12 protein-coding genes are annotated in these 12162 nt (G+C 68.2%); 9 read left to right on the plus strand and 3 right to left on the minus strand.

The genetic code is table 11. The features are described 5' to 3' along the window. Positions 1-54 precede the first annotated feature (54 nt). Entirely contained in the window at positions 55-984 is a 930-nt protein-coding gene (locus AC3IX6_RS30450; RefSeq protein ID WP_489366388.1) for a RecB family exonuclease, read from the minus strand. Positions 985-1160: 176 nt separating this feature from the next. Between AC3IX6_RS30450 and AC3IX6_RS30455 the strand changes: the two genes are divergently transcribed. From AC3IX6_RS30455 to AC3IX6_RS30465, 3 genes are all read left to right on the plus strand, one after another. Continuing rightward, positions 1161-2360, plus strand: coding sequence for a site-2 protease family protein (locus AC3IX6_RS30455; protein ID WP_489366390.1), 1200 nt, complete (start codon positions 1161-1163; stop codon positions 2358-2360). Positions 2361-2378: 18 nt separating this feature from the next. After that, a complete protein-coding gene (locus AC3IX6_RS30460) occupies positions 2379-3338 on the plus strand; it encodes a tRNA (adenine-N1)-methyltransferase (protein WP_489366392.1) in 960 nt (319 codons plus the stop codon). 248 nt (positions 3339-3586) lie between these two features. Beyond that, positions 3587-4213 (plus strand): hypothetical protein, encoded by a 627-nt coding sequence (locus AC3IX6_RS30465; protein ID WP_489366394.1) that lies wholly within the window; start codon positions 3587-3589, stop codon positions 4211-4213. Between the two features lie 4 nt (positions 4214-4217). Here the strand turns inward: AC3IX6_RS30465 and AC3IX6_RS30470 are convergent, their stop codons facing one another. Continuing rightward, positions 4218-4550 carry a ferredoxin gene (locus AC3IX6_RS30470; protein WP_489366396.1) on the minus strand — a complete coding sequence of 111 codons (333 nt, stop codon included), beginning with the start codon at positions 4548-4550 and terminating at the stop codon, positions 4218-4220. Positions 4551-4814: 264 nt separating this feature from the next. On the opposite strand from AC3IX6_RS30470, the gene arc reads away from it, so the two are divergent. The 6 genes from arc to prcA all read left to right on the plus strand — a co-directional run bounded on the left by arc (position 4815) and on the right by prcA (position 10986). Next, positions 4815-6581: a proteasome ATPase gene (gene arc, locus AC3IX6_RS30475; RefSeq protein WP_250740357.1), complete on the plus strand. Its 1767-nt coding sequence runs from the start codon at positions 4815-4817 to the stop codon at positions 6579-6581. Between the two features lie 251 nt (positions 6582-6832). Further along, positions 6833-8344, plus strand: a complete 1512-nt coding sequence (gene dop, locus AC3IX6_RS30480; protein WP_250740358.1) for a depupylase/deamidase Dop — start codon at positions 6833-6835, stop codon at positions 8342-8344. A 193-nt stretch (positions 8345-8537) separates the two neighbouring features. Further along, a complete protein-coding gene (locus tag AC3IX6_RS30485; protein WP_489366398.1) occupies positions 8538-8750 on the plus strand; it encodes a ubiquitin-like protein Pup in 213 nt (70 codons plus the stop codon). A 37-nt stretch (positions 8751-8787) separates the two neighbouring features. Further along, entirely contained in the window at positions 8788-9387 is a 600-nt protein-coding gene (locus AC3IX6_RS30490; protein WP_489366400.1) for an endonuclease VII domain-containing protein, read from the plus strand. Continuing rightward, a complete protein-coding gene (gene prcB, locus AC3IX6_RS30495) occupies positions 9339-10178 on the plus strand; it encodes a proteasome subunit beta (protein ID WP_489366402.1) in 840 nt (279 codons plus the stop codon). The genes AC3IX6_RS30490 and prcB overlap by 49 nt, the downstream gene beginning before the upstream one ends. Before the next feature lie 43 nt (positions 10179-10221). Then, complete coding sequence (gene prcA, locus AC3IX6_RS30500; protein ID WP_254384775.1) at positions 10222-10986, plus strand: proteasome subunit alpha; 765 nt, start codon at positions 10222-10224, stop codon at positions 10984-10986. Between the two features lie 67 nt (positions 10987-11053). Here the strand turns inward: prcA and AC3IX6_RS30505 are convergent, their stop codons facing one another. Beyond that, a complete protein-coding gene (locus tag AC3IX6_RS30505; protein WP_489366404.1) occupies positions 11054-12055 on the minus strand; it encodes a LacI family DNA-binding transcriptional regulator in 1002 nt (333 codons plus the stop codon). Positions 12056-12162: the final 107 nt, after the last annotated feature.

Raw genomic sequence — 12162 nt, forward strand, 5'->3', positions numbered from 1 at the left:
GGGTTCATTCGGACAGCAACGGGGAACCCCGCCCATTCTGCCCTGCCACCAAGATCAGGCTTCGCCCCGCCCGGCGGACGGCAGCGCCAGCGGATAGACCGGGGGAGTACCACCGAACTCCGGACACACCGCCTGATGATCACACCAACCGCACAGCTTCGACTGCCGCGGCCGCCAGTCACCCGTCTCCGTCGCCTCCCGGATCGCCTCCCACAACGCCAGCAGCTTGCGCTCCATCCGCTCCAGATCCTCGATCACCGGGTCGTACGTCACCACGTCCCCACTGCCCAGATACACCAGCTGCAGCCGCCGCGGCACCACCCGCTTCAACCGCCACACCACCAGCGCGTAGAACTTCATCTGGAACAGCGCACCCTCGGCATACTCCGGCCGCGGCGCCTTCCCCGTCTTGTAATCGACGATCCGCACCTCACCCGTCGGCGCCACGTCCACCCGGTCGATGATCCCCCGCAGCCGAAGCCCCGACTCCAGCTCCGTCTCCACGAAGAACTCCCGCTCCACCGGCTCCAGCCGCGTCGGGTCCTCCAACGTGAACCACCGGTCCACCAACGCCTCGGCCTCCGTCAGCCAGCGCGCCAGCCCCGCCCCCTCGTCACCCTCCGGGAACAGCTCCAGCAACTCCGGCTTCGACTCCACCAGCCGGTCCCACTGCCCCGGAATCAACGCCTTCGCCCGCGGCGCCGTCCGCTCCGGCGCCGGATGATCGAAAAGCCGCTCCAGCACCGCGTGCACCAACGTCCCCCGCGTCGCCGCCGCACTCGGCTTCTCCGGCAACTTGTCGATCACCCGGAACCGGTACAGCAGCGGACACCGCATGAAATCGCTCGCCCGCGAAGGCGACAGCGAAGAAGGCGCCACGGCCACCGCCCGCACGGGCGCCGGAACCTGCGCTTGCGCGGGCACCGAACCGGGCACGGGACTGGTCACTGCATCGTCCGGACCGCTGCCGGGGCTCGTCGTCATAGACAAAACCCTACGACCCGCCACCGACAGCACGCGCATACCATCGACGCCGACCCCCCTCGCACTGCATGATCGGAGCATCACACCGCGCAACGGCGCACCCCGACACCACGGGAAAATGACACCAGAACCACCGGCGCACCACCGCACCGGACAGCAGCGAACGAAGGACAACCGTGGCAGACACCGACGAAACCGGCGAGCGCGCGGGCCGGCGCTCAGGACCGGGCGGCGGACTCCTCATGGGCCGCCCCTTCGGCGTGCCCGTCTACGTCTCGCCCAGCTGGTTCCTCGTCGCCGCCCTCATCACCTGGGTCTTCGGCGACCAGCTCGACCGGATCCTGCCCGACCTCGGCATCCTGCGCTACCTCGTGGCCCTCTTCTTCGCCGTCGCCTTCTACGCCTCGGTCCTCGTCCACGAACTCGCCCACACCATCGCCGCCCTCCGCTTCAAACTCCCCGTACGCCGCATCCAGCTCCAGTTCTTCGGCGGCGTCTCCGAGATCGAGAAGGAATCCGAAACCCCCGGCCGCGAATTCGTCCTCGCCTTCGTCGGCCCTCTCCTCTCCCTCCTCCTCGCCGGCGCCTTCTACCTCGGCATGAAAACCGTCGAACCCGCCAGCGTCCCCGGCGTCCTCCTCGCCGGCCTCATGATCTCCAACCTCCTCGTCGCCGCCTTCAACCTCCTCCCCGGCCTCCCCCTCGACGGAGGCCGCATGCTCCGCGCCGTCATCTGGGGCATCACCGGCAAACCCATGACCGGCACCATCGCCGCCGCCTGGGCCGGCCGCGCCCTCGCCGTCGCCGTCCTCCTCGGCCTGCCCCTCCTGAACTACACCGGGACCCTCGGCAACCCCACCGACGACATCGGCGGCATGGACACCGTCATGGACGCCCTCCTCGCCGCGATCCTCGCCGCCATCATCTGGACCGGCGCCGGCAACAGCCTCCGCGTCGCCCGCCTGCGCGAACACCTCCCGGAACTCCACGCCCGCAAACTCACCCGCCGCGCCATCCCCGTGGAGAACGCCACCCCCCTCTCCGAAGCCCTCCGCCGCGCCAACGAAGCCGGCGCCCGCGCCCTCGTCATCGTCGACGGACTCGGAGACCCCACCGGCATCGTCCGCGAGAGCGCCATCGCCTCCGTCCCCGAACACCGCCGCCCCTGGGTCGCCGCCGGCACCCTCGCCCAAGACCTCACCGACGGCATGAAGGTTTCAGCGGACCTCACCGGCGAAGAACTCCTCGACCACCTCCGCACCACCCCCGCCACCGAATACCTCGTCCTCCAGAGCGACGGCGCCATCTACGGCGTCCTGTCCACCCTCGACGTGGAAAAGGCCTTCGTGAAGGCCATGGCGCGGCCCCAGTCCTGAAGCCAATACACTGGTCACATGTCCGAACCGACCGGTGCCGCCCGCCGACGCGGGCCCTTCGAGGTCGGGGACCAGGTACAGCTCACCGACCCCAAGGGCCGCCACTACACGTTCACGCTCGAAGCCGGGAAGAATTTCCACACCCACAAGGGTTCCTTCCCGCACGACGAGCTGATCGGCTCCCCCGAGGGAAGCGTTGTCCGTACCACGGGCAACGTCGCCTACCTCGCGCTGCGACCCCTGCTCCCCGACTATGTCCTGTCCATGCCCCGCGGTGCCGCCGTGGTCTACCCCAAGGACGCAGGCCAGATCCTGGCCTTCGCCGACATCTTCCCCGGCGCCCGCGTCGTCGAAGCAGGCGTCGGCTCCGGCTCCCTGAGCAGCTTCCTGCTGCGCGCCATCGGCGACCAGGGCATGCTCCACAGCTACGAGCGCCGCCCGGACTTCGCCGAGATCGCCACGGCCAACGTCGAGCGCTACTTCGGCGGCCCGCACCCCGCGTGGCAGCTGACCGTCGGCGACCTCCAGGACAACCTGTCCGACACGGACGTCGACCGCGTGATCCTCGACATGCTCGCCCCCTGGGAGTGCCTGGAGGCCGTCTCCAAGGCGCTGGTCCCCGGCGGCATCCTCTGCTGCTACGTGGCCACCACCACCCAGCTCTCCCGGACCGTCGAATCCATCCGCGAGTTCGGCTGCTACGCCGAACCGCAGCCCTGGGAATCGATGATCCGCAACTGGCACGTCGAAGGCCTGGCCGTCCGCCCGGACCACCGCATGATCGGCCACACCGGCTTCCTCGTCACCGCCCGCCGCCTCGCGGACGGCGTCGAGCCGCCCATGCGCCGCCGCCGCCCCTCCAAGGGCGCCTACGGCGAGGACTACGACGGTCCCGGCAGCCAGTCGGCCGCCAAGACCGCGGAGACGGCCGCCACGGCCGCGGCCGAGACCATCGCCGACACCGGCGAAGGCGCCTGAGCCGCTGAAGGCCTGAAGGCCTGAGGACCGCCCGGCCACCCGGCAGGGCGACCCGCACCACCAACACGAAGACGCCGTGCCGCAGTTCCCCCGGACCATCCGGGAACTGCGGCACGGCGTCTTTTCGTTGCCCTACGGGCCGGTCCCGCGCGAGCGGCCCGACCGGTCCGGACCCACCCGTTCCACCCCGATGTGAGGTGTGGCACGATGCTGGCTCCCCGTCACCCTTCGCACAGGAGACACCCCGCGTGCCGCACAGCCCCGCCGAGCCGGCGCCGAGCACCCCCACCCCCGCGCACCACCGGACCCGGCCCGTCCACTGGCTGGCCACCGCCTCGGCCCTGGCCGCCGTCATAGCCGGCGCCGGACTCCTGCAACCCGCCCCGGCCACCGGAGCCTCCGCGGACCCGGTACGCCCCACGGGCCCCACGAGCCCGGACCACGGCCAACAGGCCGCCACCGCGGCCGCTCCCGACGCACACGCGGCCACGTACCCCCTGGACTGCAAAGGCGCCCCGCAAGCCGTCACGGACACCGCCGAAGGCGACCTCGACGGCGACGGCCGCCCCGAAACCGTCGCGGCCGTCCGCTGCGACGCCGGCTCGGGCACCCCGCCGCACGCCCTCTACGTCCTCGCCCAGGACCCGGCGAAGAACGCGAAGCCCCGCGTCGTCGCCACACTCCTCGAAGCCGGCCGCAAGCAGACCGCGACCGACCTCACCGTCCGCGAGGGCCTCGTCACCGCGAGCCTCCTCGGGTACTCCTCGCCCGAAGTGCCCCGCTACAGCCCCGACACCAAGCAGCTCGCCAAGTGGCGCTGGACCGGCGGAAAATTCCGCCAGGAGCTTACGGACTCGACCCCCACAGGTGTTTGAACCGTCACACCGCGTCTGGACCGAAAATTTCGACCCTGTCCGAAACCCGCCTTACATGGATGCAATCCCCGGGACATTCCTTCGCGGAATCCACCACGTCCTGGAGCAGCACCAGCGGAACCGGAGTGGTCGCCCCCGCCTCCACGAGCAACTCGTCGGCAGGGCTCTTCACGTACGCCAGACCATCGATGTCCAGCTCGAACACCTCCGGTGCGTACTGCACACAGATGCCGTCGCCAGTGCAGAGGTCCTGGTCGATCCAGACCTCGAGCGGCTCTCCGGCCACGCCGGCGACACCCTCGTTCCGGTCGATGGCCACCTCCTGCTGCACGGTCATATCTCCTGCCGTTCCCTGCTCCGAGTGATCCATCCCGCTCACAACGCGCGGCAAGTCGCACGAGCTCTGACGGGTGTTGAACAGTTCGACCTTACAACCGGCTGCTTTCCGATGTTGAAGGGTGGGTATTTCCTTGACGGGAGGGAGTACGCAAGGGTGAAGATCGGACACACCCCTACCGTCTTTGTGATCTAGGGGTTTCAATCACCACCAGCCCAGGTAGGGTCAGAAAGCGTCCAGCTCCCCTTGGAGGAGGTGAGGACCGTGGCAGCCCACGACGACGACATCAACCGCGGCATCCGGCCCGGGCGAGGGTCTGAGGACCCCGCCGGCCAGGTTGCCTATCTCGAGCAGGAAATCGCCGTCCTGCGACGTAAGCTCGCCGACTCTCCGCGACACACGAGGATTCTCGAAGAGCGGATCGTCGAGCTCCAGACAAACCTGGCAGGCGTCTCCGCACAGAACGAGCGGCTGGCGAACACCCTGCGCGAGGCCCGCGACCAGATCGTGGCCCTCAAGGAAGAAGTCGACCGGCTCGCACAGCCGCCGGCCGGCTTCGGAGTCTTCCTGCAGTCGAACGAAGACGGAACCGTCGACATCTTCACCGGCGGCCGAAAGCTCCGAGTGAACGTGAGCCCCAGCGTCGAACCGGAAGACCTCCGGCGCGGCCAGGAGGTCATGCTCAACGAGGCCCTCAACGTGGTCGAGGCCATGGAGTTCGAACGGGCCGGGGACATCGTCACCCTCAAGGAAATCCTCGAGGACGGCGAGCGCGCCCTGGTGGTCGGGCACACCGACGAGGAAAGGGTGGTGAGGCTCGCCGAGCCGCTCCTGGACGTCACCATCCGCCCCGGCGACTCCCTGCTGCTCGAACCCCGCTCCGGCTACGTCTACGAGATCGTCCCCAAGAGCGAGGTCGAGGACCTCGTCCTCGAAGAGGTCCCGGACATCGACTACGACAAGATCGGCGGCCTGGGCGACCAGATCGAACTGATCCGCGACGCCGTCGAGCTCCCCTACCTCTACCCCGACCTCTTCAAGGAACACGAACTGCGGCCCCCGAAGGGCATCCTGCTCTACGGCCCCCCCGGCTGTGGCAAGACGCTCATCGCCAAGGCCGTGGCCAACTCCCTTGCCAAGAAGGTCGCCGAAGTCACCGGCCAGCCCACCGGGAAGTCCTACTTCCTGAACATCAAGGGCCCCGAACTCCTCAACAAGTACGTCGGCGAGACCGAGCGGCACATCCGCCTCGTCTTCCAGCGTGCGAGGGAGAAGGCGAGCGAGGGCACCCCCGTCATCGTCTTCTTCGACGAGATGGAATCCCTCTTCCGCACCCGCGGATCCGGAGTCAGCTCGGACGTGGAGAACACCATCGTCCCCCAGCTGCTCGCCGAGATCGACGGCGTGGAAGGCCTGGAGAACGTCATCGTCATCGGCGCCTCCAACCGCGAGGACATGATCGACCCGGCCATCCTGCGCCCCGGCCGGCTCGACGTGAAGATCAAGATCGAGCGCCCCGGCGCCGAGGCCGCCAAGGACATCTTCGCGAAGTACCTCAAGGCCACCCTGCCCCTGCACACCGACGACCTCGGCGAGCACCAGGGCTCCACCGCCGAAACCGTCCACAGCATGATCCAGACCGTCGTCGAGCAGATGTACGCCGAAACCGAGGAGAACCGCTTCCTCGAGGTCACGTACGCCAACGGCGACAAGGAAGTCCTCTACTTCAAGGACTTCAACTCGGGCGCGATGATCCAGAACATCGTGGACCGTGCGAAGAAGATGGCCATCAAGGCCTTCCTCGAGCACAACCAGAAGGGCCTTCGCGTCGCCCATCTCCTCCAGGCTTGCGTGGACGAGTTCAAGGAGAACGAAGACCTGCCCAACACCACCAACCCCGACGACTGGGCCCGAATCTCCGGAAAGAAGGGCGAGCGGATCGTATTCATCCGCACCCTCGTCACCGGAAAGCAAGGCGCGGACACCGGACGCTCCATCGACACGGTGGCCAACACCGGTCAGTACCTCTGACAAAGCGGGCCGGCTGCGGGTGCCCGGCAAGGGCACCCGCAGCCGACTGCTTTACCAAACGCTCTTTTCAGCCGGTGACAGGGCAAAGTCAATGACTGAAATGATCTCCCCACCAGCGCGGAGTGGTTCTAGGCTCTTCCATACCGCAGGTCGCGCAGTGCGGGGACGGGCACCGCACACGACGCACCGGAGCACCAGCGGTACTTGAGCGCCGCTCCCGAACGGGAGCGCCGCCGGGCAAGGAGGGCCGCATGACCGTACGGCGAGTAATGGGGATCGAGACGGAGTACGGGATCTCCGTCCCGGGGCACCCGAACGCCAATGCCATGCTCACCTCGTCCCAGATCGTCAACGCCTACGCGGCGGCGATGCACCGGGCGCGACGCGCCCGCTGGGACTTCGAGGAAGAGAACCCGCTGCGGGACGCCCGCGGCTTCGACCTCGCCCGCGAGGCCGCCGACAACAGCCAGCTCACCGACGAGGACATCGGCCTCGCCAACGTCATCCTCACCAACGGCGCACGCCTCTACGTCGACCACGCACACCCCGAATACAGCTCCCCGGAGATCACCAACCCGCTCGACGCCGTCCTCTGGGACAAGGCCGGCGAGCGGATCATGGCCGAGGCCGCCGTCCGGGCCGCCCAGCTCCCCGGGGCCCAGCCCATCCACCTCTACAAGAACAACACCGACAACAAGGGCGCCTCCTACGGCACGCACGAGAACTACCTGATGAAGCGGGAAACCCCCTTCTCGGACATCGTGCGCCACCTCACCCCCTTCTTCGTCTCCCGCCTCGTCTTCACCGGCGCCGGCCGCGTAGGCATCGGCCAGGACGGCCGCGAACACGGCTTCCAGATCAGCCAGCGCGCCGACTACTTCGAAGTCGAGGTTGGCCTGGAGACGACGCTCAAGCGCCCGATCATCAACACGAGGGACGAGCCGCACTCGGACGCGGAGAAGTACCGCCGCCTCCACGTGATCATCGGCGACGCCAACCTCTCCGAGATCTCCACCTACCTCAAGCTCGGCACCACCGCCCTCGTCCTGTCCATGATCGAAGACGGCTACATCAACGTCGACCTCGCCGTGGACCAGCCCGTACGCACCCTCCACCAGGTCTCCCACGACCCCGACCTCCAGCACCTCATCACGCTGCGCAGCGGGCGGACGCTGACCGCCGTACAGCTCCAGATGGAGTACTACGAGCTGGCCAGGAAGTACGTGGAGGAGCGTTTCGGCTCCGACGCGGACGAGCAGACCAAGGATGTGCTGGCCCGCTGGGAGGACGTACTGGGCCGGCTGGAAACCGACCCGATGAGCCTGTCGGGGGAGCTCGACTGGATCGCCAAGCGGGAGATCCTCGAGGGCTACCGGCGCCGGGACGGCCTCGGCTGGGACGCGGCCCGGCTCCACCTGGTGGACCTCCAGTACGCGGACGTACGGCCCGAGAAGGGGCTGTACAACCGCCTGGTGGCCCGCGGCAAGATGAAGCGGCTGCTGGAGGAGCCGGCGGTGGAGCGCGCGCAGAGCAAGCCGCCGGAGGACACCCGGGCGTACTTCCGGGGCCGGTGCCTGGAGCAGTACGCGGACGACGTGGCGGCGGCCTCGTGGGACTCGGTGATCTTCGACCTGCCGGGCCACGACTCCCTCCAGCGGGTCCCGACCCTGGAACCCCTGCGGGGCACCCGTGCCCACGTGAAGGAGCTCCTGGACCGCTGCCGCACGGCGGAGGACCTGGTCCGGGTGCTCTCGGGGCGTTGAGCCCTTTCCGGTCCCCGGGCAGGGGCTGAAAGGCCACCGGCCCGGGAATCATGAAGACATCCGGACGTTATGAAAGTACCGGGACGGATGTCGGGCCCTCCTTGTAGGGTCCGACGTAGAGTCTGATCTTGAGGGATCCCGAATTCGCGGGGTCTTTCACGTGAGCGTGCGAACCGAGCGGGGTGAGCTAGACATGGCGACCAAGGACACCGGCGGCGGACAGCAGAAGGCGCAGCGCTCGACCGAGGAGGTCGAGGAGGCGGCGGTCGAGGAGGCCACTGACCTCAAGGAACGTCAGGAAAAACTCTCCGACGACGTCGACTCTGTACTTGACGAGATTGACGATGTACTTGAAGAGAACGCAGAGGATTTTGTTCGGAGCTTCGTACAAAAAGGCGGCGAATAACCTTCGAATCTAAGGTGAATCCGCCAGTGTGTGCTCCATGTCCAATGGAACGAAGTGGTGTCGCGGGTGTGCCTGTGACATACCACTGAGCGGATTCGCTTCAGATCGAAATCGAAGCGACGGGCTGCAGCCCAGATGTCGCCAATGTGTGGCGGCGTACGGCGCCGAGCACTATCGGCGCCGTCAGGCAGCCAAAGGCAAAGCAGTCAAAGAGCACGTAGATGTGCCGGCGGGGCACAAGCTCTGCCGGCTGTGCGGTGAGGTCAAGCCGCACAGTGAATGGCACAAGAACGCAAGTGCTTCTGACGGGCTGTCTACTCGCTGCAAGACCTGCAGAGCTGCCCTGGGGCGGGCAGGCCATCTCAAGCGGGCCTACGGCATCACGGAGGCCGAGCGTGACGAGATGATCGCCGCCCAGGGCGGGGTCTGCGTGATCTGCCAAGAGGCTCCGGCGGAGCATGTTGATCACGATCATCAGACGGGTAAGGTCCGAGGCGTACTTTGCTTCGGCTGCAACGCAGGAATCGGGCAACTCAAGGATCGGCCGGACGTCTTGAGGCGTGCAGCCGCCTACGTGGAAGGAAACCTGTGGAACCCAACACTCGTAGCACAGGGCGTCTACCGGCAGCCTTCCTGACGCCGGGGTCGTCGTCCTTCATGGACTTCTTGGGCGCGCACCAGCCCGAGATGCTCCCGGGCAACCGGAAGCTGCCCGACGGGGTCATCGAGGCGCCGCACGGGACGACCATCGTGGCCGCCACCTTCCCCGGCGGGGTGGTCCTCGCCGGTGACCGGCGGGCGACCATGGGGAACATGATCGCGCAGCGGGACATCGAGAAGGTGTTCCCGGCGGACGAGTTCTCCGCCGTCGGCATCGCCGGCACCGCGGGTCTGGCCGTGGAGATGGTGAAGCTGTTCCAGCTGGAGCTGGAGCACTTCGAGAAGGTGGAGGGCGCGACCCTCTCCCTCGAAGGCAAGGCGAACCGGCTCTCCACCATGATCCGGAGCAACCTGGGCATGGCGATGCAGGGTCTGGCCGTGGTCCCGCTCTTCGCGGGCTACGACGAGGCCAAGGAGCGGGGCCGGATCTTCTCCTACGACGTGACCGGCGGCCGCTCCGAGGAGCACGGCTTCGCCGCGACCGGGTCGGGCTCGATCTTCGCCCGCGGCTCGATGAAGAAGCTGTACCACTCCAAGCTGACGGAGGAGGAGGCCACGACGCTCGTCGTGCAGGCGTTGTACGACGCTGCCGACGACGACTCGGCCACCGGCGGTCCGGACCTCTACCGCCACATCTACCCCATCGTCACCGTCATGACCGACGAGGGATTCCGCAGGCTGACCGACGAGGAGTCCTCGGAGCTGGCCCGCAAGATCACGAACCGTCGGCTGGAGCAGCCCGACGGTCCGCGCGCCGCCCTGCTCTGACCTCTGACCTCCTCGTCGTCCAGAAGAAAGGGACGGAAAGCCGGTGTCGACTCCGTTCTATGTGTCACCCCAGCAGGCCATGGCCGACCGGGCGGAATACGCCCGCAAGGGCATCGCCCGTGGTCGCAGCCTTGTTGTGATCCAGTACGCCGACGGCATCGTGTTCGTCGGCGAGAACCCGTCCCGCGCGCTGCACAAGTTCAGCGAGATCTACGACCGGATCGGCTTCGCGGCCGCCGGCAAGTACAACGAGTACGAGAACCTGCGCATCGGCGGTGTGCGGTACGCGGATCTGCGCGGATACACGTACGACCGCGACGATGTGACGGCCCGTGGGCTGGCGAACGTCTATGCGCAGACGCTCGGCACGATCTTCTCCAGTGCGGGGGAGAAGCCGTACGAGGTGGAGCTGGTCGTGGCCGAGGTCGGTGCGACGGCTGCCGGGGACCAGATCTACCGGCTGCCGCACGACGGGTCGATCGTCGACGAGCACGGGTCCGTGGCCGTGGGCGGCAACGCCGAGCAGATCAGTACCTACCTCGATCAGCGGCACCAGGACGGGATGACCCTGTCCGAGGCGTTGAAGCTGGCGGTGCAGGCGCTGTCGAGCCAGGCGAACGGTACGGACAAGTCGATTCCGGCGGAGCGGCTGGAGGTGGCGGTGCTGGACCGTACGCGGGCCCAGCAGCGCAAGTTCAAGCGGATCCGTGGCCGGCAGCTGTCGCGGCTGCTGGAGGCGGACGTTCCGGCGGCCGCTCAGGCGGATGCGGTGTCGAACGACGAGGCTCCCGAAGAGGAAGCCGAGTAGAGCGGTAGAGCCGTGTGTGAGCGCCCCTGGCCTTCGGGTCGGGGGCGCTTTCGCGTTTCCGGGGTGCTCAGGCGCGGGGTGCGGGGCCCGTGGAGTCGCGGACGACGAGGTGGACCGGGAGGTCGACCGGGGTCCAGGGGGTGCCTTCGAGGACGGCGAGGAGGGCGGTCATGCCCTGTTCGCCGACGCGTTCGGCGGGGAGGTGGACGGTGGTGAGTTCCGGTTCGACGGCGGTGGCGAGGGCGAGGTCGTCGAAGCCGGTGACGGAGAGGTCTTCGGGGATGCGCAGGCCGAGGCGGCGGGCGGCTTTGCAGGCGCCGGCGGCGAGGATGTCGTCGTCGCAGACGACGGCGGTGGGGCGGCGGTCCGCGGGGGCGTTCAGGGCGGTCTCCATGGCCGTACGGGCGGCTTCCACGCTGAGGTGGGCCCGTACGGTGCGCAGCTCGGCGGGGGGTGGCAGGAGGGCGGCCAGGGTGCCCGCGCGGACGTCGAAGGTCCAGGAGTCGATGGCGGAGGCGAGGTGGAGGAAGCGGTGGTGGCCGTGGGCGAGGAGGTGTTCGGCGGTTTGGCGCATGCCGTCGGCGATGGCGAGGTTGACGTGGGCGTCGGCGGTGTCGGCGGTGGGGTCGCTGTCGAGCATGACGAGGGGGAGTGTGTCGCCGCCGAGGGCGTGGAGGGCGTCGGCGGCCATGGAGGAGGCGATGACTCCGTCGAGGGCGGCGCGGGCGGAGGCGAAGGGGTCGCGGGCGGGGCCGGTGCCGTCGGGGGAGGGGTAGAGGACGACGCCGAAGCCGTGTTCGGCGGCGATGCGGGCGGCGCCGGTGTAGACGCGGGCGAAGAATTCGTTGGTGAGGGCGGGGACGACGAGGAGGGCGGTGCGGGTGGAGCCGAGGCGGAGGTTGCGGGCGGCGAGGTTGGGGCGGTAGCCGATTTCGGTGGCGGTGTGGCGGACGTGGTCGGCGGTGCGTTCGGAGACGCGGCCGCGCCATTTGTCGCCGAGGACGAGGGAGACGGTGGCCTGGGAGACCCCGGCGGCGGTGGCCACGTCGCGGCTGGTGGGTCTCGTCACACGGTGCTCCTGTAGTGCGAGGTCAGTGGGGGTGTGGGGGTCGGGTGGGTGGACCGTCCGACTGTGGTCATGGTACGTATGACCCGGCTCGTTATACGTATTACTTG

The organism is Streptomyces sp. GL_141 (assembly GCF_057834385.1).